The organism is Mesorhizobium sp. B2-4-18, assembly GCF_006441385.1.
GTDB classification, from domain to species: Bacteria; Pseudomonadota; Alphaproteobacteria; order Rhizobiales; family Rhizobiaceae; genus Mesorhizobium; species Mesorhizobium australicum.
Genome location: NZ_VFUW01000014.1, coordinates 23920 through 47884, shown reverse-complemented (window position 1 = coordinate 47884; position 23965 = coordinate 23920). Strand labels below are relative to the sequence as shown.

Here is a 23965-nt window from a genome sequence, read left to right as displayed (position 1 = left end):
AATGACCAAACTCAATCCGACCGAAACCGATCGCCTCAGGGCCGCACTTCGCTTGCCGGCGCCGACTGCTGAATATGTCGCTGCCGAAAAGGCGTATCGTGAAGCGTCCGACGCTCGCCGGAAATTGAATGATCGTCGCCAGGCTTTGGAGGTGGAGTCGAAAGTCGACAATCCCACCCGGTCGAAGATCCCCGCCCAACAGTTGCACGATACGCTTAAGGGCCTCGCAGTCGAGCTTTCAGAGGCCGACACGCGCAACCATGAGACCAGGGCCGAATTCGACCTTCAGCGCGCCGGGTATCGAGAGCAGGCCCGCGTAGAGCTAGACGCAGATATCGCGGCCCTTGGCGCGGCAATAAATCAGCGTTTGAGCGAAGTTCTGGGACTGCTGGATGTTGCCTCGACCCTGAGCATCAAGGGGCGAGAAGCCGGGCTTGAACTCCCTGGGCTGATCAACGACGCACCGATCGCGCGGCGCTTGGCCGAGCCATTTGTAAACACCATCGCGAAGATGATTTCGAAAGGATGATGAGGCATGTCCGACCCTTGGCACCCATTGGTCACGTATACCGAAGGCGAGCGCTGCCGGTATCTCGGTGAGACGTACCAGGCGAAATTCGACCTCACGCGCGGGCTGAAGCCGACCGGCCATTTGGCGGAAAAATTCTGGCGGAAGCTGCCGACCATCGCGGTTTCGAAGACGGCGACGAAAGCACCCAGCGCACCGAATTCGAAAGACCTCCGGCGAGGCCTTGAACAGGCGTTGGAAGTGCTGGAGCGAGGGCAACCCGCGAGGAAGCGCACAGCCAGCGGCTATCTTCACCGAAGCATGAGCAGCGACTGAGGGGGCCTGACAGTAGTGCGTAGGCAGGAAACTCACGACGAGACGATCGCAAGGCTATGGGCGGATATGGAGGCCAAGAGGATTGCCGATCTTGAAGCGCAATACGCGCCGAAACCAGACGAGGTTGTCGATATCTTGCGTCAACAGGATGACGATGGCTTTTGGTGTCCTGTCGACCACGAGGCTTTTGAGCAAACGGTGCAGCCTAGCGCGACAGGCCTTCGCATCCATGGCTTGGCGAGCAGCCAATCGATGACGACGAAAAACTTCATGAGCAACTGCATCGACATGCGAGCAGTGCTGCCTCTGCCATTGCTTTCCGAGCATGCAAATAAGGGCAGCCAGCCCATTGGAGAAATCTACCATCTGCGCAAATCGCCGCGCGGCGTCTACATGCGAGCGGCGTTGTTCGACCATATAGCCGCGCGCTATGCCGAAGGTCTCATTCGCAAAGGCGAGACGCGATGTCTCAGCGTCGGTCACGACGGCCAAGCCCTGTTAGCTGAGGTGGATGGCCTCAAGTTCTACAGCAACTGGAAGCTGAAAGAGATCAGCATCTGCCGAAGTGGTGCCAACGCTGACTGCTATTTCGAGATCCATCACGAAGGCGACATAGGCAAGAAATTCTGGGAGCCATCATCAGCGCCGAAGGCGGAGCCACGCATAGCTTATCGCGGCCCGTGGAAGCAGGACGAGCAATACCAGCCCGGAGACTTCGCAAGCTTCCAAGGCGGGTTATGGCACGCTGAGATCGAGAGCAAAGGCGTACGCCCCAACGATGCACCAATGGTCTGGAAGCTGAGCGTCAAGCGCGGCGCCGTTGAGAAGATGGAGAAGAGACATGCCCAAGCTTGAACAGGTCGATGTCGTGCTTTGCGAGGACAGCCGCACCGTCCTGCTCATGGGCTACGACAGGGACGATAACCTATTCATGCAATCGGCTGGCGTACTGCCCGAGCCGATCGATGAGGACAGCCTAGACCAGCAGCAATGGCGGGATGCAGCCCTCGCTGATCGGTGGAGGGCAATCCCATGAGCCAAGTCACCCCTGGGGGGGGCCAAAACGACCTTTTTGGCCAAACAGCGCCGACCGCTCGCCGATCCAAATCTTTCACAATGGCAAATTAAAACTCCGGAAGGCCTAATTTTCCATGAGACGAGGAAAACGACCACTGCCGCACGGCTTGCGTCTTGTCGAAGGCACCTATCGCTCCGATCGGCACGGCCCTGCAGAAAGCGCCCATGTTGCTGCGCAAGAACGGCTGATCAAGCCCGATTGGATGCGCGGTGGGGTCGGCGAGGCGTGGGATCGATTCATCGCTCCGGCGGGTTGGCTTGATGTTTTCCGGGAGCCAGCCGCTATCGCCTTCTGCGAACTGTGGGAGGAGTTTCAAGCCTGGCCAGTGCGCTTCCCCGCATCGAAGCATGGGCAGATGCGCGCTTACATGAGCGATCTCGCGCTCGTCGGCCGCTGCGGCAGGATTTGATGCCATGAGCAAAACACCCACGGACAGGGCAGCAGCATGACCGGCAAACCATCAACGTATTGGACGGCCGAAACCGAGAAGGCCAACGGAGAGCTGAGAGAAAAGCAGCTCGAACTGGCCCGCAACGTGATCGTTGCCGGCATTGAAATGGCGTTCCAGGTCACCGGTTCCGGCCTGGCAGCGCTCCAAGAAACTGAGATTGCGATGGGCGCTTTTCTGGAGGCCCACAACGCACCGATGGCGGCTGAAATCGCTGCAATCAAAACGGAAGGATCAGCCTAAAATGGTCGCGACGGTTGGCAGCATCAGCATCGACTTGTCGACAAACGCCAACAGTTTCGCGACCGGCTTCAAGTCGTCGGCGACCACTGTTGAACAGCAGTCGGCGCGGATGGCGAAGTCCGTCGCCGCAGTAGAGAAAGGCGTTATCGGGATCGGCACCACGCTGAAAAACTTCGGCACCGGCCTGGCGGCAGGCGTTGGACTGGCAGCGCTGGCGTCTCTGGATGGTGCCTTTGGCAAATTGAAGGAGACGATCAGCGAATACGACGAAATTGCCACAAACGCGAAACAGGCCGGGCTGAAAACCGACACGTTCCAGGCGCTGGCCTTCGCCGCGAAACAGGCCAATATCGAGCAAGAAGGCTTCAACACCTCGCTCACGATCTTTGCCAAAAACGTCGGCCTCGCCGAAAAGGGAACCGGTGCGCTCTATTCCGGTCTCAAGAACCTCAACCCGCAACTGCTCCAGAACATCCTCAACGCCAAGGATCAGGAGGAACGGCTTAAGCTGGTTTCCGATGCCCTGGCGCAGACCACGGACGCGACCCAAAAGGCGGCACTTGCCGCCGTTGTCTTCGGCAAATCCGGCGTCGAAATGGCTCGTTTCCTCGACCAGGGCCGAGCATCGATCGACGCAATGAAAAAGACCGCCCAAGGCTTGGGGATCATTGTCCCTGACGCGCTGCTTCAGCGTGCCGGCGAACTCGATGACAAGCTCGATGTGCTGAGCCAGGTCATTCACGTCCAGCTAGGCGAGGCGCTGATAAACCTTGCCCCGCTGCTTGTGGATGCAACTGCGGGATTTGCCGATTTCACCAAGCAGGTGAATAAAACCTCAGCCTCATTGGACGCCTTTGTCGCCAACCCAAGTTGGTCAAGCCTCGAAAACCTCGTGGTCGCTTTGGGCGGTGAGAAATTCCGGGAAGGCAGCATTCTGGATCGGCTGGCGAAAGGCAACCTGGCCCCCGGCGGCGCCGAAGATGTCGCACAACTGACGAAGGGCATTGATTTTTTGACGACCAAGATTGCCGAACTTCAGGCGCAGGCCGAGCAAGGCGCGAACGTCAAGCTGGAAATAGCCGATGCGACGGCAAGCCTCAACGACTTGGAATCCCAATTGCATCGAATCCAGGCGACAGCCGAAGAGGCCCTGAACAATCCGGCAGGCTCATTCGATAATCTTCTTAAATCCATGGGTGGAACCGCCCCCGCTGCCAGTCCCGGCGTATTGCCGAACGTGACCCGCTATGGCGGCGATCCTAACAAGATCACCCTGCCTGGAGCTGGAGCGCCGGTGGTTCAAAACAACGCGAATGGGTCTGGCGTAAACGTTACGAGTTACAAGAGTTACGGGCCTTGGGAAAATCCTAATGGCGCTACCGCAAATGAGTGGGCGCAACTAACTCCTCAGAACAAGCAAGACATCTATGACGGGAAAACAACATACGATCAAATCCTGTATGGAACCGGCAAGACCGTAGACAATACCGGAAAGACAGCCGACAACGTTTCGACCCTCGACGGAAACACCAAAAAATATCTGCAAGGCCTCAGCAACGACATCGGCGGCTATTCCGGGCAAACCAATATCACCATATCCAAACTGAGCGATGTGGTTCGCAACAACATCGGTGGTCTGTCCAGCTCCATTCTCTCGCTGCTGACTGCCGGTGGCGGACCCGGCAAGGCCGGTGGAATCGGCCCTGGTGCCTATGCGTTTGGCGATGCGTTCGATTCGAGCGTCGGCAGCTACATCTCAAGCTGGGGCATAGGCTCCGTTCAGCGTCCGGGTGTGAACTTTCCGACGACATCGAGCGACGGCACATACAACCAGGATGTCTCCGTCGCCCAGCCCGGCAGCCCGATCACATTGAACTATCATGCCGCCGCTGGCGAAAGCACACAGACGGCAAAGCAGAATGCCCGCGCCATGTTCGATGAACTCGTCAGGGCACAGGCGAGCGCATGATGATGTTCGCCGGCCACGCTACAGCTTACGGAGTCGCTGCCCATGACGAGGACGTCATCGGCCATGGCGCCTTCGCGGATCTGATCCGGCAGGGCTTCAGACCCAAGATGCTTATGATGCACGAAGGCTCGGAAATCGGCGGCTGGCTTGAATTCCGCGAGGATGACATCGGCCTTCTGGCAATTGGCCGGCTCGATTTGAAGTCTGCCGGTGGCAGGCAGGCGTCGGCGAAGATCGAAACTGGCGAATTCACCGGTTTATCGCTTGGCGCGCCACTCATCGGAGAGATCCGCCAAATTGCAGGAACCAATGGCCGCTTTTGTCGGCGCGTGCTTGCTGTACCGGAAATCTCACTGGTGACTGAGCCGGCAAATCCGATGGCGCGTATTCTCTCATTCACGGCGGGAACAGCATGATCACAAGGCCTGTCCTTTATCTCGGTGGCCCGCCGGCATCGCCTACCGTCGCGGAGCCGTCGCCTGTTCAAACGACGCTGCCGACATCGGCCTACGGCCAGACAATCCCGGTGGTATGGGGCAAGGCCCGCTTGCCGGCTGCTTATATCTGGGTGGCACCAATCCTCACCGTCACCGAAACGCATATGGAGTGGTTTGATCAAGTCACCACGACGACCAGCGCCATGACGGCAAGGCTAAGGTTTGCCCGGCCTCTAGTCCCGAACTCGACATGGGGTGTCCGCAGGATATGGGCTCAGGGGAAGCTGATCTATGATTCCTCGACCGGCTATCGAGCCCCCGGCGTCAACTTCCGCGTCTACGATGGCCGAAGCACGCAAGGCCGCGACCCTTCCCAGGTCAGCGAGGAAGGCACCAACAACGTCTCCGCCCATCGCGGCTATCTCGACATCGTATTTCGCAATTTCGATATCTTCACCATCGGATCTCCTCCCGTCTTTGAAGCGGAATGGATTCAAGATCCGTCGACGGACCCCCAAGTCCAAAACTTTCAGACCTTTTTCTCGGACCCGATCAACACCGTCGCTGCGGCAGACTGGGACGCTCAGGAATTCTATGGCATCTCGAATGATAGCGGCCAAATTAGGCGATTCTCGATCACCGGCTTGCGAGAAATTTACGCGATTGCGATCAGCGGCCTTGGACGAGCGTATAGCGGCATAACCGAAAACTTCCTTGCCTACGTCCCGATCATGGATCGCCTCGTGGCGTTTGGTTTTGTCCCCGGTCCAGCCGGCGGCACTTTCCCGATCCTGCTTGACCCGGTGACGGGAACATCCATCAGCGAAGGTGCTGCGATCGGAGACGCAGGGCAACTGTTGAATGCGGCGGCAGTCTTGCAGTTTGGCCATTCCTCCGGCCTCCTGATCGCCAGCAGCTTCCATATCGGCTACTTCTCGGTCTTCAGGTTCGACGCCAACACGATGACGCGCGTCAGCCTCTCCGGTAGCTTCTGGGATAGCCGGGGACTGCCAGAGAGCATCACCGTAGGCACCATTCGGGACAGTGACGCTGACGTCTATGTGTGCGCGGGAACGTCGCTCTACAAGCTGGTAATCAACGCTCAGGGCCTCGTCCTGACAACGACCACGTTGGCAACGTTCAGCGACAATCTGAGATATGTCGTTTTCCACGATAGCAATTTGATTGTCTGGAATGACAACGCCCAGGCCATCAAGGTCGGCGGCACTGGCGCGACCATTTGGACTGTCACCGTGCCTTACCAACTCCCGGCAGCTTCAGCACCGCGCGGCGATGGCGACCCGACGCTCAACAGGTTCGAGGACACGTTTTTCACGCAAGACTCGGACCACTACTATTTTACCAATCTGGACGATGGCACGACGACAACGGTTTCGAAGCCCGTTGAGCTGTCACCATGGCGCCACGTCTACGACGCGATCAGCGATACCGTCATCACGACCGACAATTTTGCGGTGCCTCAGCGGCGCCGGTTCAATGTATCGGGAACCGGCGACCTCCGAAATTTGTCTGATTTCCTGTCGGATCTCATGATCCACGGCGGTGGCGAAGATGAAGTCGAATGCATCAACATCGATGATCAGATCCAGGGCGCCGTGATCGACGTCACGGCCGGCGCTCGCGATATCGCGAGATCGATCATCGAACCGTATTCGATCGCCATGTTTGAACGATAGGAGACCGACCGATGTTAATGTCCACCGGCCAAATGTTTGGAAACACCAATCCCGGCGGCGGTGGTGGCGGCGGCAGTGGACATCGCTATTGGCGAATAAGCTGCACGGCCGTCGATGGTGGCGCCCGTGTTGCCATCGCAGAAATTCTGATGCGCACGACGGCATGGGGCGCCAATGTCGCCACAGGCGGCACGGCCAGCGCATCGGACGCCAGCTTTGGCGCAGCGGCCAATGCCTTCGATGGCAATCCGGCTACGGTCTGGCGAGCGAATTCCGCCACGGCAACGATCACCTACGACTTCGGCTCCGGCAACGCCAAGGATATCCAGCAGGTCGTCATTAAGGCTTTCCCGACCGTCCCTACCGAATCGCCAAAGGATTTTACGATCCAGTATTCCGACGACAGTTCGTCGTGGACGACGCTGGCGACGATAACGGGGCAGACCGGATGGAGCGGCGCGCTGCCGGCAGATACGATCGGCGAGGCCAGGGCCTTCAGCGCCGCCGGTCGGGATGTGGCGACTGGTGCCGCACGCTACTGGGCGGTTTCCTTCGCCGACAACCAGGCCGGCGGCGGCGTTATGCGCCTTGTCGATATCATCTTTCGAGCGAGTTCGGGCGGCAGCGATATCGGCGGCGGAACGCCGTCCGTTTCGTCGGCGGCGAACAGCACGACTGCCGCAATGGCTAGGGACGGCAACACCGCTACCGTGTGGGATTCGAACACACCATATCCCGTCGCGTTCTATATGGACTGGGGTGCGGCGAACGACCAGGATATCGTTGAAATCCTGATGCAGGCCCAAAACATTAACGGGCCGAAGAACTTCAAAATCTACCGGTCCTACGACGCGATTGTCTACAGCTTGGTCTGGGCGCCCGCGACGCAAGGTGCATGGACCAATTTGGAAGTCCGCACTTTTACGAAGCCATAAAAATGGCCGATCAGGCAGTTGGCAACTCTGCCGGCGGTAGTCAAACCACGCCTGGGTGGAGGATCTGACCGATATCGACGGTTGGAAGTCGCGGCTGATCGCGGGCAGTTCCTTTGATCAATACACCGGCACCGGCCACGGCGGCGAGGATGGCGAAGGCCGCGAGCGCAATGCGGAGTCTCGGGCTCTCTTGTGGAGCCTTCACGGCATGGGTGAGGTCGTCAAAAGAGGTTTCCATCAGCGGATGCTAATCGAGGATCGGCCAACAACCAGTTAACGTGCCGCCGTCTCACCGTCTTGCTTTACGCCAGCCAGCCTCTTGCGCCTCGGCTTCGCTGCAGAACCAGCGTTCGCCATACTCAGGGCTGATCCTCGTTTCCCAATAATGTTCTTGGCCGGGGACGTGGTAGATGTGCTCGCCGGTGTTAATCGAGATGTTGCCCTTGATGTTGCAATTGCCGCCCGCAAGCAGCAGCGATGAGGGATCAGGGACGTCCAAGCTGCCAAGCCATTTGGTGGGCACGAGGTTCGCAACAGTGTTGAGGCTGCTTGGGTTCACAGTAAGGAAAGCCGCAAGCGGCACCATTACGAGCGGGAGGATGTACTGCCACCGCCATGACCTTCGGCGCCGCACGCTCGCGCGCCTCGGCTGATCAGCACCAGCACCTCTGTAATGATGGCCTTTTCCCAAGCCCTTCACTCCCGATGGGACAATGCGTCCGTTGCGGGGGAGAGTCCAGATTTGATTAGGCACTGCTAAAAAAGGGCGGCACGGCTCGGGAACAAGTTGGATTGGCCCAAGTTCGACCCGCAGGCGCCATACTCATCTCCCGCCCGTGGCGCACCGGCCCGCTGCTTTCCCCTCGTGCAGCGGGCCATTTCATTTCGTCAGCTTCTCCACCGTGGCGATGATTGCTTTGGCCAGCGCCTCGGCCTCATGGATCGGGGTCGGCCCATAGAGCGCATTGACCATTTCTCGGCTAGCCAGCACGCCGGCCGGACAGGTTTGTTCGATCGCCATTCTGATCAAGCCAAGGGCCTCGTCACAGTCCTCGGCCGAGATCATTATCGAGGGCAGAGCGCGAAGCCGCTCGAATGTCTCGGGCTCAGCGGTTTCCAAGCGCTTTCGCCTCTCGCTCTAGCGTCTCACGGTCGTTGCCGTGCTTCGCAATGAGGTCTCGCACCTCCGGCATGGTGAGCTGGAATTTCCGGGCGAAATAGGCGACCTCATAATCCTCTTCACCCGATATGCGGTTCCGATCGCGGGCATCACGCTTGCTCTTGTCGTCGGCCATTAACTTTCCTCCTGTGACGAGATTCGCAACGTGCGATCGGTCGCTTTGTTTCAGCGTCCGCGTCTCCCTTCGGAACAATTTTAGACAAAGCTAATTGAGTCGGGGTTTTGCGAGTGTGTTCATGCGTCTGAAGTTCATTAAGCCGATGGAGCCCGAACTGGTCGACACCCCGCCACAGGGCGACGAGTGGATCCACGAAATAAAATTCGATGGGTACAGGACCCAGGTCATCAAGGATGACGACGGGATTCGGTTGATCACCAAAAACGGCTATGACTGGACCGGGCGCTACATCCAGCTTGCCGGCGAAGCAGCGGCGATCGAAGCGAAAGACTTCATCATCGACGGCGAGGCGATCACCATCAACGAAGCCGGCCTGTCTGACTTCCATGCAATGCAGTCAGCCGTCACCAGCCGAACGCCATCTCGCGACCTCTATCTGGTGGCCTTCGACCTCCTGCACCTCAATGGTCACGATTTGCGCGACATGCCGGTGGAAGACCGCCGCGACATTCTCCAGGCATTGATCCCGACCGGCGGCCGCATCCAGTTCAGCGAAGCAATGCCTGGGACCGGCGATGCCGTTTATCACCTTGTCGACCAAGCCGGCCTGGAGGGCATGGTTTCAAAGCGCAAGGAGAGCAAATATCGCAGCGGGCCGACGATGAACTGGCGCAAGATCAAGTGCTATACCGAAAAGGAAATGGACATCATTGGCGTGCAGCGTGAGGCGGGGAAACCCGCGATGGTGCTGATGGCCGACAAAGGCCGTTATGCCGGTGGCGCCTTTGTCACCTTCAAGGCTGACAAACGGCAAGCGTTATGGGATCGCGTGCAGGGGAAGGTCGGCGGACCTGTTCCGAAGGGTCTTAAGAGCGACAAGGCAGAATGGCTAAAACCCGGTCTAGTCGGCCGCGTGCGGTTCCTGAAGGGCGAGGAGAAGCTACGTCACGCCTCTCTGAAGGACTTCCGGGAAAAATAGGGACATCGTGCTTTGATAGGCAAGAACTGGACGCTCCAATCTCTCATTGACGCCAAGATGTGCGTCACTGCCTTTTGCCAGAACCCGGCCTGCAACCACAGCAAGACCCTGCCGCTCGAAAAGCTCCGCGACCGGTTTGGACCGGACATGCCCGCAATGGAGTGGGATCTGAGGCCGAAGCTGAAATGCGACGCTTGCCAGTGCAAGACGGTCGGGCTGATCTACTCGCCCGATTCCAACAAGACGTCGGGCATGGGGCAAAACAACCTCTATGGGAAGGCTAAGGGCGGCCGGTAATAAACGGGCGACCCGGCTGCCGTGGGGTGTTTTTTGGGTTGGAGGCCGGCAACCGGGCCATGCCGGCGATCCCTCCCGGCAAAGGGATCATGGCCTAATATTAGCAATAGCGCAAATATGGGCCGCTAGCCCGCTACAGCGTGACCTATGGCGATGCCCAGGCCGATTGCGAAGCCCAGCAGCAAGTTCGCTGCCATCTTCAGGGCAAACGCGCTGTAGCGGCTCCCCTGGCCGTTCTGAGGGGCTTTCAAGGCGCTGGCGAGATCATCGAAAGCGTGTTCCATACCGGGCAACATATACCCGGTGCGCGAATCTGTGAATCCCCGGTTTGTTCACGTTGAAACTGGAGGCCGACGCACTGTCATTTGAGGATGAAGTAGAGTGGAATCAGAATAGAAAAAGCAGCGACCGCTGTTAGAAATAAGTCTGTGATCATGCCATCGCCGTGCGCGATGACCGACGCATCGGTATCACGCAGCCCCCGCCCCAATTGTTGCCCTAACTGAGCAATCGCGCAATCAAGGCAGGAGTGCAAGCATGCCCATGAGACACTCCCTAGAAAAGGGGAGGATAACAGTGGGATTCACGGGCACAACTTTCCCTTATCTCTAGCGCCATGGCTTCGGCAGTCGAAACTATATGTCGTGACGGCGTGTGGTTCGCGCGGTCGGGTTCAAACCTCCAAGGCATGAAGAAGCTCATGACGATGTTCAAAGAGAGGGAAGGAGCCCCAAATGTACTTAGCAGGCGCAGCCCAACACCAAGCGGCAGGAGAGAGGCTTAGAAGACAGATCCATCAGCGAGGTTTCACGCTCCTAGGTCAGAAGCTTTGGATACCGAAAGAGGACGAAATCTGTCGATCGCTCTATCCGGATTACAAGGCCATGGCGAAGGCGTTGCCTCACCGCAGCCGGAAAGCCATTGAGCATCGGTGCACGGTGCTCGGAATTGTTCGCCGCAGAATCAATATATGGACAGCGAAGCGGGACACCCTATTCCGGAAGATGTATCGCACCAGCTCGACCCAAGAGCTTCGCGACGCCTTCCCAGAAATGACGATGAAACAGATCTGGAGGCGGGGCTGCAAGTGCAAGCTATCGCGACCCCGCAAGCGACCTTATCGGATAACCGGCAACGCGCTTCTGGATGAACTCAGAGAGGAATGCTGGCGACAGAACATTTCCATGCCCGACCTGGATGAATTCGCGAGGTCAGGTCGTTATTTCAGGCGAAGATCCTGGCGATCTGGCTTGAACTACAAACACATCCTGAGAGCGATAAAGGAGCTTGGCGGCACGCCTATCGTTCAGTGGCAGGAAAGGACGCTGCAATGAGCTCGTTCTTTCGCAAGCGTGTCGAGGCAACGATTGAACACCTCATTGCGGTTCTGGACCAAATGGACGGCGATCCTGATCAAGAACAGGAGCCAGTTGAGGAACAGCACGACCGGGAGCCAGAGGATAGGGCTACACGCGCGTTTGTGATCGCTGAGGCTAGGCGCCGGTATCGAAAGACCAGGCATTAAAAACAAGCATTCCAGTCAGTGGCGCGGTCGCACATTGTTCCGCGCCCACTGACTGTGGTGGCTAGATGACGTTGGCCGCTATCTGGAGAATTGTGCCGGCTATGATGCATACCAAGCCACAATTGCCAAACAAATCGTAGCGCTTCTCCAAGGCGATCTCGTTTTGGTTGGTTTGCTCTATCCCGATTAAATCCATCCCGCCTGAACGTACTTTGTAAGGCATGCCGTAGCGGAAAAGAACGACCACTCCTACCAGGGTAAGAACTAGGCCGAGGATATTGAATATCTGTGTCGCGCTCATTTTTTGCCCCTCAGTCTGCCTTCAGGGTCGTGAATGCGCATTTCTCTATGCGTGCAACTCTCACATTGCAGCGTTTTCTCTTGAACTCCAGCGGCTCCAAGATGTGGATGGGCGTGCACGCTGATGGCCTTAAGCCGTCCGCCGTTGCAAATCGGGCACAATTCACCCGACGTAAGTGCTACGATCTTCTCCTCCAAATCTTTGATTTGCCTGTCACGGTCATGAATTGTTTCACGCGCGTCGGAAAGGGCAATTTTTACATCGGCCAAGGTAACATATAAGTCCGCCATCCTCGCCTTAAGCGCGGCGGCGTCGAAACCTTTATCGATTTCACGCAGGTCTTTTACGATGCCAGATGCTTGCGAAAGTAATGACAGTCCCGCTGCTATGTCCATTTCATCCCCCCACGGACTTCGATTAGAAGAACAGCACCTTCTAATACGGAACGCAAGCCGGCTCCCTTTCAGGAGCGCTTGACGATTTGAGCAAATCAGCGGCTAAGTGTCCGTGGGCGTGATAACCCGGACCGAGATAGAGCCGAACAACCTCTTGGCGGAGGTTCCTTCCTTGGCGGGAAGGGACGGCTTGATGAACGGCGGCAATCTTTTCCGCTGTTCAAGCGTGCGACTTGGCGGTCGCGCGACCCGACCTTTATGGCCGGGGGCGAACGCCATGTCCAGAGCCGTGAGGCTTAAAATCGTTCGGCTCGTCTCTCGGCGAGTTATCACCCCCCGGCTGCGGCGTCTGTCACGTCGCCTACAAGGGCCGTGATAAGCCCGATACCGAGGGACTTGGGACAATGACCTCTCATGCAACACTGACACGACGCGCCATTTTCGGCGTGATTGCCTCTCTGCCGGCTATAGCTGGCGCTGCGGCATTGCCGGCACCGCTGGCCCTTCTGATCACCCCGCCCACACCACCGACCAGAGAAAGCGCCAAGGCCAAACTGCGCAGCATTGAAGATATGCTAGACACCCTTCCGCCTGAAGTGGCCGCTCGCGTTCGATCACAGTTTTACGACCGGATCGAGCATGTGTGGTCGATGAAACAGAGTGGCGCGTCACTTGATGAGGTCAAGGCTTGGCTCACCACCACCCCTTGGGAGCAGGTGGTAATATGACCGACATGGTAGAGCCGGCCGTGATCATGGATACATTTGTGCAGGGCGTCGGCCGTGTCGAGGAGATTTCGAAGAACCTCTTTCGGGTTTCCTACTTCGCCAATCAGCGCGCTTATGATGGGAGCCAGGAGCGCGTGTGTGTGGCCAAGTTCATCGTAACGTTCGAAACGATGCTCGCAATGTCGCAGGCGACGGTAAAGCACACCGAAATCAGTGATGAAGTGCTTTTCGGCCCGACCGGTAGCGCGGCAGTGAATTAAACGAACTGGTTGATCGATTGGCCCGCTGCCTCACCCGGTGGCGGGCCTATGAAATCTCTAGGCAGTTCGGCTACAACCTTAAAAACCGTGAGCGGAGGTCTTTTGCGGATGACAAAAAGATATAACGACCCACGACTCGACCGAGCGCGTTTCGCAGCCGATGATCAAAAGCGACGAGTTGACGAGATAGCCAAGCGCGTCGGCGAACTCAGACCTGCGTTGGAAAAGGGAAGCGCGACCTCAGCTCAGACTTCGGAGTTGGCCGAATTGATCGACGAAATGAGCCGTCTCAGACAAGGCTTGGAAGATATTTTCCAAAAAGTAGAGGAGGGCGATCCGGCTCCGCACCTCCGCAAGGTCTAGGGTTCACAGGCCCGGCGGCTTCGGCTTTCCGGGCTTTTTCTTTTTTTGGGGGTAGGTCATCAGTTATGGCATGGCTAGGAAATGCCGCCTAACACGTTGATATTGTTGACGTTATGGCGGAGGGAGTGGGATTCGAACCCACGGTGAACTTGCGCCCACGCCGGTTTTCAAGACCGGTGCCTTAAACCGCTCGGCCATCCCTCCAGCGACTGCCGGCCACTGCTCTAGTGTGCCCGGCAAAGGCCTGTCAACCGGCTTGCATGAGCAGGTCGCTCCCTGAGCCTAGGACAGGACAGGCGGCGTCACAATCTTGCCCGGTTCCGGCCACAATCGGTTAATACCGTGATAAACAATTCCTGCGCACAAAGGATCGGGGTTCGAGGCGTCGTTGGCATTGTCGAGTGAGTGCTTTGGCTCCTCTGATGGTCGGATGCGACGTCTTCATGAGATTTAGGGGGCAATCAAGAATGCAGACTGTGACGCACCCGCGTCTTCGTCGCGTTGCCACGGTTGCGTTGCTTGCAGCGTCGGCTGCATTGCTCGCCGCTTGCGCGTCGCAGCCCGAGCCGAAAGGGATGGTCTACAAGAAGACCCGCTCCAAGGAATATTTCGCCGAGACCGAATATGGGGTGAAGGCCAGTCCGCGCGCTGCCTTCATGCGGCGCGGCGGCGGTCGCGACCAGCTTGGCAAGCCCTATCAGGTGCGCGGCAAGTGGTATTATCCCAAGGAAGACAAGAAGTACGCCAAGGTGGGTCTGGCATCATGGTATGGCGACGCCTTCCATGGCCGGCTGACCGCCAATGGCGAAGTCTACGACATGGCGCATCTGACGGCGGCGCATCCGACCATGCCGCTGCCCAGCTATGCCCGCGTCACCAACCTCGAAACCGGCAGTTCGGTCATCGTGCGCGTCAATGACCGCGGCCCCTACCATGAGGGCCGCATCATCGACGTCTCGGAGCGAGCCGCGCAGATGCTGGACTACGACAAGGTCGGTACCGCGAAGGTGAAGGTCGAATATGTCGGCCGCGCGCCGCTCGACGGCAATGACGATCAGTACCTGATGGCCTCTTACCATCCAGGCAACCGCATACCGGACCCATCGGATGGCCTGCCGACCGGCGTCATGGTGGCCATGAACGGGCCTTCGCCGAGCCTTCCGGTCGGCGCGGCCGCCGTGCCGTTTCCAGGTCAGCTGACGGATGCCGCGGCACCGATGCAGGGACGGATGGCCGCGCAGCCGGCCTTCGGCGATCCGGCGCTGCCCGATTTTGGACCGATCGTGCCGGAACGGCCGCAGATCAGCCTGCCGCCGCAATCGCCGTTCGCCATGGCGTCGCTGTCCTATGCGGATGAACGCGTCCATCGCGCGGATGTCTTTGCCGCTCTGGACGACAGCGGCATGTCGCCCGCAGACATCCTGCGGTCGTGGAAAAACACCGGCCGCCAAGCGGCGCCATCCAGTGCCGACTATGTCGCCGCCGGCACGTTCGACGACGCCACCGAAGCCACACGTGTGGCCTCGGCACTAAAGCCCTTCGGCAGAATAGAAATCCAGCGCTCCGATCTCGACGGCAATGACTGGTATGCGGTCAACCTCTATCCGGACGGCCATGGCGGTCTGGACGAGTTGCTGAAGGCGGCGTGGTCTCATGGCGCGCCCGACGCGCTGGTCGTGCGCGACTGATCCAGCGCCGGTTGCGCCCGGCAGTTGATCCCTCACCGAAAAAGCCCGATAGTTTCGGGACGCCGGAGGGGCCGGCCAACGGGTCGATTTTCATGCAGTTTCGCTTGCTACAGCCTTTCGCCGTTTTTTTTCTCCTCAGCCTCCTGCTTACGCTTTCGCCGGCCCAAGCGCAGCTTTTCGAGACCAAGGCCGCGCAGGCCTTCATGATCGATGCCGATACCGGCACGGTGCTGTTTTCGAAAGATGCCGATAAACCCATTCCGCCGGCTTCGATGGCCAAGCTGATGACGATGGAAGTGGTTTTCAACGCCCTCAAATCCGGGCGCCTCAAACTCGACGATACGTTCGTGGTCAGCGAAAACGCCTGGCGCAAAGGTGGCGCGCCGTCGGGAACCTCGACGATGTTCGCCAAGCTCAAATCGGCGATCCGGCTCGAGGACCTGATCCAGGGGGTGACCGTGCAGGCCGCCAATGACGGCTGTATCGTCATCGCCGAAGGCATGGCCGGATCCGAGGACAATTTTGCCGGAGAGATGACCGAACGTGCGCGCCAGATCGGCCTCAAGACGTCGACTTTCGTGAACTCCACTGGCCTGCCGGCCGACGGCCAACAGACAAGCGTGCGCGAATTGGCGCAGCTCGCCCTGCATCTATGGCGCGAATACCCCGATTTCTACCGGTATTACGGGTTGAAGGATTTCACCTGGAACAAGATCTCGCAGAGGAACCGCAACCCGTTGCTGGCGATGGATATCGGCGCCGACGGCCTGGCTGTCGGCGCAAGCGAGACATCCGGTTTTGGCATCGTGGCTTCGGCCAGCCACAACGGCACGCGGGTGATCGCGGCGATGAGCGGGCTGGCAAATGACAAGGAGCGCGCAGAAGAGGCACGCAAACTGCTCGATTGGGGCGTTCGCTCGTTCGAGAAGACCGAAATCTTCGCCAAGGACGAGGTGGTCGGAGAGGCCCAGGTTTTTGGCGGCATGAAATCCGGCGTGACGCTCAAGGCAAAAGGTCCGATCGACATCTTCCTGCCGATCACCAACCGCGACAAGCTGACGGCCAGGATCATCTACACCGGCCCGGTCGCGGCACCGGTGGAGGAGGGGCAGCCGGTGGGCGCACTGCGCGTCTGGATCGGCGACACGCTGAGCCAGGAGACACCGTTGTTCGCCGCCGAGTCGATCAGCGTCGGCACGTTGCCGCAACGCGCTCTCGATGCCGTCAAGGAACTGGCGATCGGCTGGCTTCGATAGCGCCGACGGCATGGACGTTTTCCCGAACGCGGACTATCTACAGCCCAACAATCCACTCGAACACGAACAAAGGCCCTCGGTTGGCGCGCGGTTTTTTCATCACCTTCGAAGGCGGCGAAGGCGCAGGCAAGTCGACACAGATCGAGCGGCTGGCCACCAAGATGCGCGCCAAGAAGTATGATGTCGTACGGACACGCGAGCCGGGCGGCTCGCCGGGCGCCGAAGCGGTCAGGCATGTGCTGCTTTCGGGTGCCGCCGAACCGTTCGGGCCCAAGATGGAAGCGCTGCTCTTCGCAGCCGCGCGTTCCGACCACGTCGAGCAGGTCATTCGTCCGGCGGTCGAACGCGGCTCCATCGTGCTTTGTGACCGCTTCCTGGATTCCTCGCGTGTCTATCAAGGCGTTACGGGTGGGATCGATCCGGCATTCATGGCCATGCTGGAACAGGTCGCCGTCAACGGCATGATGCCCGACATGACGCTGATCTTCGATATCGACCCGGCCGAGGGTTTGAAGCGCGCGACGTTGCGGCGTGGCAGCGATGCCACAGCCGACCGCTTCGAAAAAGAGACGCTGGCCATCCACCAGGCCCGCCGCGAAGCGTTCCTGGCGATCGCCGCGGCAGAGCCGGAACGCTGCATCGTCGTCGATGCGTCCGCCGATCCGGACACGGTGGAGGATGTCGTCACGGCGACCGTGTTCGCGGCACTGGAGGCAAGGGCGTCCGAGCGCAACAGGCAGGTCGCACCCGTATGATCTTCGAACGCATCGCGCCGGAACAGCATGATACGCTGGACGGCGTGCCGGAACCCTCCGAAACACCGCGTCTGGTCGGACACGGGCAGGCCGTCACCATGCTTGCCGCCGCCTATCGTGCGGGAAAGCTGCCGCATGCGCTTATCTTCGCCGGTCCGGTCGGGATCGGCAAGGCGACGCTCGCCTTCCATCTCGCCCACCACCTTTTGAAGCATCCGGCCTTCGACCAGGCGCCTGGCAACCTAGCGGTTCCCGATCCGGCCTCGCCGCTGTTTCGCCAGATCGCAACCGGCGCGCATCCCGGCGTACTGCATCTGACCCGCCCGTTGAACGACAAGACCAAGAGTTTCAAGACTGTCGTCACCGTCGACGAAATCCGCAAGGTCAGCCGCTTTCTGTCGCTGACTTCGCATGACGGCAGCTACCGGGTGGTGATCGTCGACCCGGCCGACGACATGAATGCCAATGCGGCCAATGCCTTGCTGAAGAATCTCGAGGAACCACCGGCACGGACCCTGTTCATTCTCATCGTCCATGCACCCGGCAGTCTGCTGCCGACGATCCGCTCGCGCTGCCAGGTGGTGCGGCTGACACCGCTCGACGCCAACGAACTGATGGCGGTGCTGGAGACAGCGGAGCCGCCGCCGCCCGACGATCCGGCCGCGAGGGCTGCATTGGTCGAGCGGGCAGGGGGCAGCGCCCGCAACGCGATCCTGTTGACGCAGTATGGCGGGCTGGAGATCGCGCGGACACTGGATGGACTGGTGGCCACGGGAAAGAGCGATATTGGCGGCGCCTATCGCCTGGCCGAGGCGGTCGCGGGCAAGGACCAGGCGATACAGTTCGACATCTTCAATCGCCGGGCGCTGGACCTTCTGTCGGATGCGGCAAGCCAGGCGGCGCGGGCTGGCGATCTCAAGCGGGCCAAAACGCTGTCGGACAGTTGGCATGAGGCGCTGGACGCTATATCTGAGACGGACACCTACAATCTCGACAAAAAGCAGCACGCCCTGACCATGATCGACCGCCTGAATTCTGCAATGCGAATGTGACGGGCCTTTTTTGGTGCATGCCGTTGCCCCTTAAACCGGGGCCACTTTTGGCCGGCATGCACTGGTCTCGGGATGGCAATCGCCATTCCGATGCGATATCCACCGCCACGGCCTCCATTCAGACATTCATGACGGTTCATTCATGTCACGCGACACATTCTACATCACGACCGCGATTTCCTATCCGAACGGCAAGCCGCATATCGGCCATGCCTACGAGCTGATCGCCACCGATGCTCTTGCCCGCTTCCAGCGGCTCGACGGCAAGCAGGTCTTCTTCCTTACCGGCACCGACGAGCACGGCATCAAGATGCTGCAGACAGCCAAGCGCGAAGGCATTTCTGCGCGCGAACTGGCCGACCGCAATTCAGCCGAGTTCAAGCGCATGGCGACCGCGCTCAACGCCTCCAACGACGATTTCATCCGGACCACCGAGGAGCGCCATTACGCTGCTTCGCAGGCGATCTGGAAGGCGATGGCCGCCAATGGCGACGTCTATAAGGGCGGCTATGCCGGCTGGTACTCGGTGCGCGACGAAGCCTATTACGGCGAGGAGGAGACCGAGGTCCGTCCCGACAATGTCCGCTACGGGCCGCAGGGAACGCCGGTCGAATGGGTCGAGGAAGAGAGCTACTTCTTCCGCCTGTCGGCCTATCAGGACAAGCTCGTCGCGCTTTATGAAGGCCAGCCCGACTTCATAGGTCCGGCCGAGCGCCGCAACGAGGTGATGAGCTTCGTCAAGTCGGGACTGAAGGACCTGTCGATCTCGCGCACCACATTTGACTGGGGCGTGCCGGTACCCGGCGACGAAAAGCATGTCATGTATGTGTGGGTCGACGCGCTGACCAACTACATCACCGGCGTCGGCTATCCCGATGAAAAAGATGAGAAATGGAAGTTCTGGCCAGCCGATGCGCACATCATCGGCAAGGACATCGTGCGCTTCCACGCGGTTTATTGGCCGGCCTTCCTGATGTCGGCCGGCATCCCGCTGCCGAAGCGCGTCTTCGGCCACGGCTTTCTGTTCAACCGCGGCGAGAAGATGTCGAAATCGGTCGGCAACGTCATCGACCCGTTCACCATGATCGAGCATTATGGCCTCGACCAGGTACGCTACTTCTTCCTGCGCGAAGTGCCGTTCGGCCAGGACGGCAGCTACAGCCATGAAGCGATCGTCAACCGCACCAACGCCGATCTGGCCAACGGTCTCGGCAATCTGGCGCAGCGCTCGCTGTCGATGATCGCCAAGAATTGCGGCGGCGTGGTACCGAAGCGCGGCGACCTGGCGGAAGCCGACAAGGTGATCCTGGATCAAGCGATCGACGCTCTCGCCACCGCGCGCAAGGCAATGGCGGAACAGGGCATCCATCTGGCACTGGCGGCGATCTTCGGCGTGGTTGCGGAAGCCGACCGGTATTTCGCCGGACAGGAACCCTGGGCGCTCAAGAAAACCAATCCCGAGCGCATGGAAACGGTGCTGTGGACGACGGCCGAAGTGGTCCGGCGCGTGGCGGTTCTATGCCAGCCCTTCATTCCGGGCTCGGCCGGCAAGCTGCTCGACCTGCTGGCGGTGCCGGCGGACAATCGAGAGTTCGTGCATGTCCACGCCGACCACGCGCTTGTTTCCGGGACGGCGCTGCCTGCGCCGGAGGGCGTGTTTCCGCGCTATGTCGAACAGACGGACGCGAACGCCTGATGCTCGTCGACAGCCATTGTCATCTGGACTTTCCGGACTTCGCCGAGGAGCGGGCGGCCATTGTCGCCCGCGCCAAGGCGGCCGGAATCGGCCGCATGGTGACGATCTCCACGCGCGTGAAGCGGTTTCAGCAAGTTCTTGAGATCGCGGAAACTTTCGACGAAGTCTATTGCTCGGTCGGCACTCACCCGCACAATGCCGCCGAGGAGCTCGACGTCACCACCGCCGACCTTGTCCGCCTGTCCACTCACCCAAAGGTGGTGGCGATCGGTGAAGCAGGTCTCGATTATTTCTACGACAAGGCACCGCGCGATGCGCAGGCGCAGGGTTTTCGCGCTCATATCGCCGCCGCCCGCGAGACCGGGCTGCCTCTCGTCATCCATTCACGCGATGCCGACGACGACATGGCCGCTATTCTCGAGGACGAGACAGGGAAGGGCGCCTTCCCGTTCATCCTGCATTGCTTTTCGTCGGGACGGCGGCTCGCGGAGGTCGGCGTGTCGTTAGGCGGCTATGTGTCGTTCTCGGGCATCCTGACCTTCAAGAACTCGATCGAATTGCGCGCCATCGCCGCCGATTTGCCGCGTGACCGGCTGCTGGTCGAGACCGACGCGCCATATCTGGCGCCGGTGCCGTTTCGCGGCAAGCGCAACGAGCCGGCTTACGTCGCGCAAACCGCGAAGGTGCTGGCCGAGACAATCGGCGTCAGCGAGGCTGAGATCGCGGCGGTGACGACCGATAATTTCTTTCGGCTGTTTGGAAAAATGCCTCGCCAGCAGGCGCTCGAGACATGAGCGACCGGCTGCGACTGACAATTCTCGGCTGCGGGTCATCCCCAGGCACGCCGCGCATCACCGGCGACTGGGGCAATTGCGATCCCACCAATCCCAGGAACCGGCGCATGCGCACGGCGGCGCTTGTCGAGCGCATTGCCGCCAATGGCGGCCGCACCACGGTCGTCATCGACACCGGCCCCGATTTCCGCGAGCAGATGCTGATGGCTTCAGTCAGGCGCATCGACGGGGTGATCTACACGCATCCGCATGCCGACCACATCCACGGCATCGATGACCTGCGCGGCTATGTGCTGGAACAACGGCACCGCATCGGCATCCATGCCGACGAGCCGACCATGCTGCGGCTGCGCGAGGCGTTCGGCTATTGCTTCCAGACGCCGGCAGGCAGTTCGTATCCGCCGATCGTCGACGCCCACATCATCGATCATACCAGGCCGGTCGTGATCGAAGGAGAGGGGGGTGCCCTCACCTTCGAGCCGCTGCCCCAGATCCATGGCGACATCATTTCGCTGGGTTTCCGCATCGGTGGGCTCGCCTACTGTCCCGATGTCAGCGACTTTCCCAAGACCACCGCAGAACGGCTGCGAGGTCTCGACATGCTGGTCATCGACGCTTTGCAATACAACACGCATCCAAGCCATCTTTCGCTTGGCCAGGCGCTGGACTGGATCGAGGCGGTTTCGCCTGGGAGCGCCGTGCTGACGCACATGCACGTGCCGCTCGATTACACCGCCGTGATGGCCGAGACGCCCGACAATGTCGAACCAGCCTATGATGGCATGGTGATCGAAATCCCATACGAGTCAAACCGCTAGAGGCTGCTGCTCAGTTGGCGTTTCAAGTCGTCGTTTGAACGCTCGACCATGGGTTCGAGGTCGTGAAGTGCCGGTGGCGCCCATTCACGATGATTGCCGACAGCGGTCGGAACCGCAGCAATTCCCCGGCCGCGCTACGTGCGTAGGTTCCATAATCTATCTTATGCGACTTTTATCACGGCGTAAAAAGCATCTCGAATCCATCTCACAGCCCTGCTTCACAGCCCGGGCTTCCGAAGCAGACCGGACCAAAAGCGTCTCAAACTCGCGAATGAAACTGGCGCACGCCGCTCCATGCCGCGGTATTCGATCCTGTCGCGACCGACCGCTTCGTCATTCCAGACCAATTCAAAGGCGATGCCTTTGAATCCGAGCTCGCCAATCTGACGCACGATGGTCTCTTGCAGATAGATATCGGATAGTCGCACGCCATCGGGCCGCTCCGGCAACTTGAATATCTCGGCCCCGCCGATGGCCTCCGGCCGAAGGACGAGATTTTCGATCGTCATGATACCGCCATCGTCAAACCGGACGGTTCTTGAACGTTCTTCGTCCATCGCATCGACCACATTGGTGACGTTGAACAGCGATATGGGTTCGTCAGCACGAAGCGGCAGGAAGTCACCATACGGTTCTAGAATCGGCCTTAGCACCTTCAACGGCGTGCTCCTCAGAATGAGCACGTGCTCGCCGAGCCAAGGAAAATCCGAATATAACCGGGGTGTTCCGTCTTCTTGCTCGCGCAGGAATTTCATCCGCGGCGGACGCCATCGCTTCTGGCCCAGGTCGCCGAGGCTCGCGAATAGCTGGTAGTCCTCGGCTTGTTGGGGAAGAACCCATTCCTGTCCCTCCACTACACGCGGACTATAGATTTTCACCCGACCTCCTGACCCGGCGCCGCCGACACCGGCACGTCGCTCGAGACATCGCGTCCGGTTTGGCGGACGCCCGTACCGAGCATATCATGCCAGATGACGCGGCGGCGGCGCGCGACGCTTTCCATGTGTTCCTACATCGCGACCGGTCGCATCAGGGCAGCCTCCGGTGGTCGAGCAGGATGCGGTGGAGCTGGATTCGCTCCGGTAATTCGATCAGGAACTCCGGGTCGCGGTCGAGATGGTGGACCTTGGTTGGCTCACCCTTGGTGAAAGCCGTCATCGATTCGTGGTCGGGCCAGTACGAGATGGTGGTGAACCAGCTTTCCCCTTCGCGATCCTCGCGAAACAGCTGGACGCCCAGGGCGGTCTTCTCAAGCGGCGGAATACCTTCGGCTCTCAAGTAGACTTCGTAAGCGTCGCCTACGTCAGCCCGGGTACGGCCGCGCCAGATGCGTGCGATGGTCGGCGTTGTCGTCATCGATCTTTCTCCTTTTGCACCTCTTCAAATCCTTGTGCTGAGCCATGGACGCGCGTCAGGAAGTCCCGCACCAGCGGAAGCGCGCTATCGAAATGGGTTTCCAGAAGCCAGTGGCCGGCGCCTTTCACTGCGGCCGGCATGTAGCCATCTTCCGGTCCCCAGGCGATGAGAGTCGGCGGCTGTCTTTCGCGCAAATAAGCATAGCTGCCAGCGCAGCGCTACCTGCTGGCTGATTCCGTTGCGCGTAGCGGCAGCGAGGCGTCGTAGGCGTTCCTAAAAATAGTCGAGCACCCCGCTGAAAGCAGTTGCTATTGCAATGACGTGGACGAGGCCAAGCGCCAACCAACCGGCGCGGCCGGCTTGAGCAACAAATGCCCCATAGGCAGGAAACTGTGCCACAGCCAACCCTAGGGAAAGGCTGGTAATCGTGTTGTCGGTCAAAAGAGTTGCCAACATGGGGATTGGATAGAGAATGCGGGCTAGCACATAGTCGCCATGCCCAGCTCCGGCCGAAAAGAGTGCCAGCAGGAAGGCAACGGGAGTAGCGCATAGGCCGAAAAGGAGACCTGCCTGCCATGAGAACTTTGGCAATGTCATTCCCTTCCCCATCAACCACATCTATGCGGATGCGTTCGGCCATAAGAACCGCGGCACTCGACAACAAAGATAGATCATGCGGATTTTCCTCGGTCGGTCCATTCGCTTTATCGCAGTTCCAGTAATCTGCAACGTTTACCCACTTTAGCAAGCTCA

Annotated in this window: 31 protein-coding genes, 1 tRNA gene and 1 pseudogene; 22 read left to right on the top strand and 11 right to left on the bottom strand. The window is 59.5% G+C overall.

Features of this window, described 5'->3' with window-relative positions:
* Nucleotide 1: 1 nt before the first annotated feature.
* The 10 genes from FJ527_RS26480 (at nt 2) to FJ527_RS26435 (ending at nt 7651) form a co-directional block, all read left to right on the top strand.
* Entirely contained in the window at nt 2–529 is a 528-nt protein-coding gene (locus FJ527_RS26480; RefSeq protein ID WP_140824434.1) for a hypothetical protein, read from the top strand.
* 6 nt (nt 530–535) lie between these two features.
* The gene (locus tag FJ527_RS26475) at nt 536–844 is read left to right on the top strand and encodes a hypothetical protein (protein ID WP_140824433.1); all 309 of its coding nucleotides are present in this window, start codon (nt 536–538) and stop codon (nt 842–844) included.
* Between the two features lie 66 nt (nt 845–910).
* Nucleotides 911–1699 carry a hypothetical protein gene (locus FJ527_RS26470; RefSeq protein WP_140824432.1) on the top strand — a complete coding sequence of 263 codons (789 nt, stop codon included), beginning with the start codon at nt 911–913 and terminating at the stop codon, nt 1697–1699.
* Nucleotides 1686–1880, top strand: a complete 195-nt coding sequence (locus FJ527_RS26465; RefSeq protein ID WP_140824431.1) for a hypothetical protein — start codon at nt 1686–1688, stop codon at nt 1878–1880. The genes FJ527_RS26470 and FJ527_RS26465 overlap by 14 nt, the downstream gene beginning before the upstream one ends.
* A gap of 115 nt (nt 1881–1995) precedes the next feature.
* Complete coding sequence (locus tag FJ527_RS26460; protein ID WP_140824430.1) at nt 1996–2331, top strand: hypothetical protein; 336 nt, start codon at nt 1996–1998, stop codon at nt 2329–2331.
* 36 nt (nt 2332–2367) lie between these two features.
* Entirely contained in the window at nt 2368–2613 is a 246-nt protein-coding gene (locus FJ527_RS26455) for a hypothetical protein (RefSeq protein ID WP_140824429.1), read from the top strand.
* 1 nt (nt 2614) lies between these two features.
* Complete coding sequence (locus FJ527_RS26450) at nt 2615–4582, top strand: hypothetical protein (protein ID WP_140824428.1); 1968 nt, start codon at nt 2615–2617, stop codon at nt 4580–4582.
* Nucleotides 4579–4998, top strand: a complete 420-nt coding sequence (locus FJ527_RS26445) for an HK97 family phage prohead protease (RefSeq protein WP_140824427.1) — start codon at nt 4579–4581, stop codon at nt 4996–4998. Before FJ527_RS26450 ends, FJ527_RS26445 begins: the two co-directional genes overlap by 4 nt.
* Entirely contained in the window at nt 4995–6716 is a 1722-nt protein-coding gene (locus FJ527_RS26440) for a hypothetical protein (protein WP_140824426.1), read from the top strand. The genes FJ527_RS26445 and FJ527_RS26440 overlap by 4 nt, the downstream gene beginning before the upstream one ends.
* A gap of 11 nt (nt 6717–6727) precedes the next feature.
* Nucleotides 6728–7651, top strand: a complete 924-nt coding sequence (locus FJ527_RS26435; RefSeq protein ID WP_140824425.1) for a discoidin domain-containing protein — start codon at nt 6728–6730, stop codon at nt 7649–7651.
* A gap of 40 nt (nt 7652–7691) precedes the next feature.
* Here the strand turns inward: FJ527_RS26435 and FJ527_RS29445 are convergent, their stop codons facing one another.
* The 4 genes from FJ527_RS29445 to FJ527_RS26415 form a co-directional block, all read right to left on the bottom strand.
* The gene (locus FJ527_RS29445; RefSeq protein ID WP_181166496.1) at nt 7692–7889 is read right to left on the bottom strand and encodes a hypothetical protein; all 198 of its coding nucleotides are present in this window, start codon (nt 7887–7889) and stop codon (nt 7692–7694) included.
* A gap of 51 nt (nt 7890–7940) precedes the next feature.
* Entirely contained in the window at nt 7941–8237 is a 297-nt protein-coding gene (locus tag FJ527_RS26425) for a hypothetical protein (RefSeq protein WP_224643954.1), read from the bottom strand.
* 294 nt (nt 8238–8531) lie between these two features.
* Nucleotides 8532–8771: a hypothetical protein gene (locus FJ527_RS26420; protein ID WP_246677811.1), complete on the bottom strand. Its 240-nt coding sequence runs from the start codon at nt 8769–8771 to the stop codon at nt 8532–8534.
* Nucleotides 8758–8946: a DUF3606 domain-containing protein gene (locus tag FJ527_RS26415; protein WP_140824422.1), complete on the bottom strand. Its 189-nt coding sequence runs from the start codon at nt 8944–8946 to the stop codon at nt 8758–8760. The genes FJ527_RS26420 and FJ527_RS26415 overlap by 14 nt, the downstream gene beginning before the upstream one ends.
* 121 nt (nt 8947–9067) lie before the next feature.
* Between FJ527_RS26415 and FJ527_RS26410 the strand changes: the two genes are divergently transcribed.
* Nucleotides 9068–9928, top strand: a complete 861-nt coding sequence (locus tag FJ527_RS26410; protein WP_140824421.1) for an ATP-dependent DNA ligase — start codon at nt 9068–9070, stop codon at nt 9926–9928.
* 57 nt (nt 9929–9985) lie between these two features.
* Entirely contained in the window at nt 9986–10225 is a 240-nt protein-coding gene (locus FJ527_RS26405) for a hypothetical protein (RefSeq protein ID WP_140824420.1), read from the top strand.
* A 1586-nt stretch (nt 10226–11811) separates the two neighbouring features.
* On the opposite strand, the gene FJ527_RS26395 is transcribed toward FJ527_RS26405, so the two are convergent.
* Together FJ527_RS26395 and FJ527_RS26390 are read right to left on the bottom strand one after the other, a co-directional pair.
* Entirely contained in the window at nt 11812–12051 is a 240-nt protein-coding gene (locus tag FJ527_RS26395) for a hypothetical protein (protein ID WP_140824418.1), read from the bottom strand.
* Complete coding sequence (locus tag FJ527_RS26390; RefSeq protein WP_140824417.1) at nt 12048–12446, bottom strand: hypothetical protein; 399 nt, start codon at nt 12444–12446, stop codon at nt 12048–12050. Before FJ527_RS26390 ends, FJ527_RS26395 begins: the two co-directional genes overlap by 4 nt.
* A gap of 404 nt (nt 12447–12850) precedes the next feature.
* Here FJ527_RS26390 and FJ527_RS26385 point away from each other — a divergent pair, with 404 nt between their 5' ends.
* The 3 genes from FJ527_RS26385 (at nt 12851) to FJ527_RS26375 (ending at nt 13797) form a co-directional block, all read left to right on the top strand.
* Nucleotides 12851–13174 (top strand): hypothetical protein, encoded by a 324-nt coding sequence (locus tag FJ527_RS26385; RefSeq protein WP_140824416.1) that lies wholly within the window; start codon nt 12851–12853, stop codon nt 13172–13174.
* The gene (locus tag FJ527_RS26380) at nt 13171–13434 is read left to right on the top strand and encodes a hypothetical protein (protein ID WP_140824415.1); all 264 of its coding nucleotides are present in this window, start codon (nt 13171–13173) and stop codon (nt 13432–13434) included. The genes FJ527_RS26385 and FJ527_RS26380 overlap by 4 nt, the downstream gene beginning before the upstream one ends.
* 108 nt (nt 13435–13542) lie before the next feature.
* Nucleotides 13543–13797: a hypothetical protein gene (locus FJ527_RS26375; protein WP_140824414.1), complete on the top strand. Its 255-nt coding sequence runs from the start codon at nt 13543–13545 to the stop codon at nt 13795–13797.
* 114 nt (nt 13798–13911) lie between these two features.
* Here FJ527_RS26375 and FJ527_RS26370 read toward each other — a convergent pair.
* Nucleotides 13912–14001, bottom strand: a tRNA-Ser gene (locus FJ527_RS26370).
* A 263-nt stretch (nt 14002–14264) separates the two neighbouring features.
* On the opposite strand from FJ527_RS26370, the gene FJ527_RS26365 reads away from it, so the two are divergent.
* The 7 genes from FJ527_RS26365 to FJ527_RS26335 all read left to right on the top strand — a co-directional run bounded on the left by FJ527_RS26365 (nt 14265) and on the right by FJ527_RS26335 (nt 21856).
* Nucleotides 14265–15485, top strand: coding sequence for a septal ring lytic transglycosylase RlpA family protein (locus FJ527_RS26365; protein ID WP_140824413.1), 1221 nt, complete (start codon nt 14265–14267; stop codon nt 15483–15485).
* Between the two features lie 92 nt (nt 15486–15577).
* On the top strand, nt 15578–16741 hold the full coding sequence (locus tag FJ527_RS26360) for a D-alanyl-D-alanine carboxypeptidase family protein (RefSeq protein WP_140824412.1): 1164 nt from the start codon (nt 15578–15580) through the stop codon (nt 16739–16741).
* 80 nt (nt 16742–16821) lie between these two features.
* On the top strand, nt 16822–17496 hold the full coding sequence (gene tmk / locus FJ527_RS26355; protein ID WP_140619634.1) for a dTMP kinase: 675 nt from the start codon (nt 16822–16824) through the stop codon (nt 17494–17496).
* The gene (locus FJ527_RS26350; RefSeq protein WP_140792876.1) at nt 17493–18548 is read left to right on the top strand and encodes a DNA polymerase III subunit delta'; all 1056 of its coding nucleotides are present in this window, start codon (nt 17493–17495) and stop codon (nt 18546–18548) included. The genes tmk and FJ527_RS26350 overlap by 4 nt, the downstream gene beginning before the upstream one ends.
* Before the next feature lie 142 nt (nt 18549–18690).
* Nucleotides 18691–20244 (top strand): methionine--tRNA ligase, encoded by a 1554-nt coding sequence (gene metG / locus FJ527_RS26345; protein ID WP_140664447.1) that lies wholly within the window; start codon nt 18691–18693, stop codon nt 20242–20244.
* Complete coding sequence (locus FJ527_RS26340) at nt 20244–21038, top strand: TatD family hydrolase (protein WP_140824411.1); 795 nt, start codon at nt 20244–20246, stop codon at nt 21036–21038. The genes metG and FJ527_RS26340 overlap by 1 nt, the downstream gene beginning before the upstream one ends.
* Nucleotides 21035–21856 carry an MBL fold metallo-hydrolase gene (locus tag FJ527_RS26335; RefSeq protein ID WP_140664441.1) on the top strand — a complete coding sequence of 274 codons (822 nt, stop codon included), beginning with the start codon at nt 21035–21037 and terminating at the stop codon, nt 21854–21856. Before FJ527_RS26340 ends, FJ527_RS26335 begins: the two co-directional genes overlap by 4 nt.
* A 218-nt stretch (nt 21857–22074) precedes the next feature.
* On the opposite strand, the gene FJ527_RS26330 is transcribed toward FJ527_RS26335, so the two are convergent.
* The 4 genes and pseudogenes from FJ527_RS26330 to FJ527_RS26315 form a co-directional block, all read right to left on the bottom strand.
* Nucleotides 22075–22734 carry a DUF1629 domain-containing protein gene (locus FJ527_RS26330; protein WP_140824410.1) on the bottom strand — a complete coding sequence of 220 codons (660 nt, stop codon included), beginning with the start codon at nt 22732–22734 and terminating at the stop codon, nt 22075–22077.
* Nucleotides 22735–22885: 151 nt separating this feature from the next.
* The gene (locus FJ527_RS26325; RefSeq protein ID WP_140824409.1) at nt 22886–23212 is read right to left on the bottom strand and encodes a hypothetical protein; all 327 of its coding nucleotides are present in this window, start codon (nt 23210–23212) and stop codon (nt 22886–22888) included.
* Nucleotides 23209–23409 (bottom strand): annotated as a pseudogene (locus FJ527_RS26320) (hypothetical protein); the annotation flags it as partial. The gene FJ527_RS26325 and the pseudogene FJ527_RS26320, both read right to left, overlap by 4 nt.
* Nucleotides 23410–23485: 76 nt before the next feature.
* Nucleotides 23486–23809, bottom strand: coding sequence for a hypothetical protein (locus FJ527_RS26315; RefSeq protein ID WP_140720482.1), 324 nt, complete (start codon nt 23807–23809; stop codon nt 23486–23488).
* Nucleotides 23810–23965: the final 156 nt, after the last annotated feature.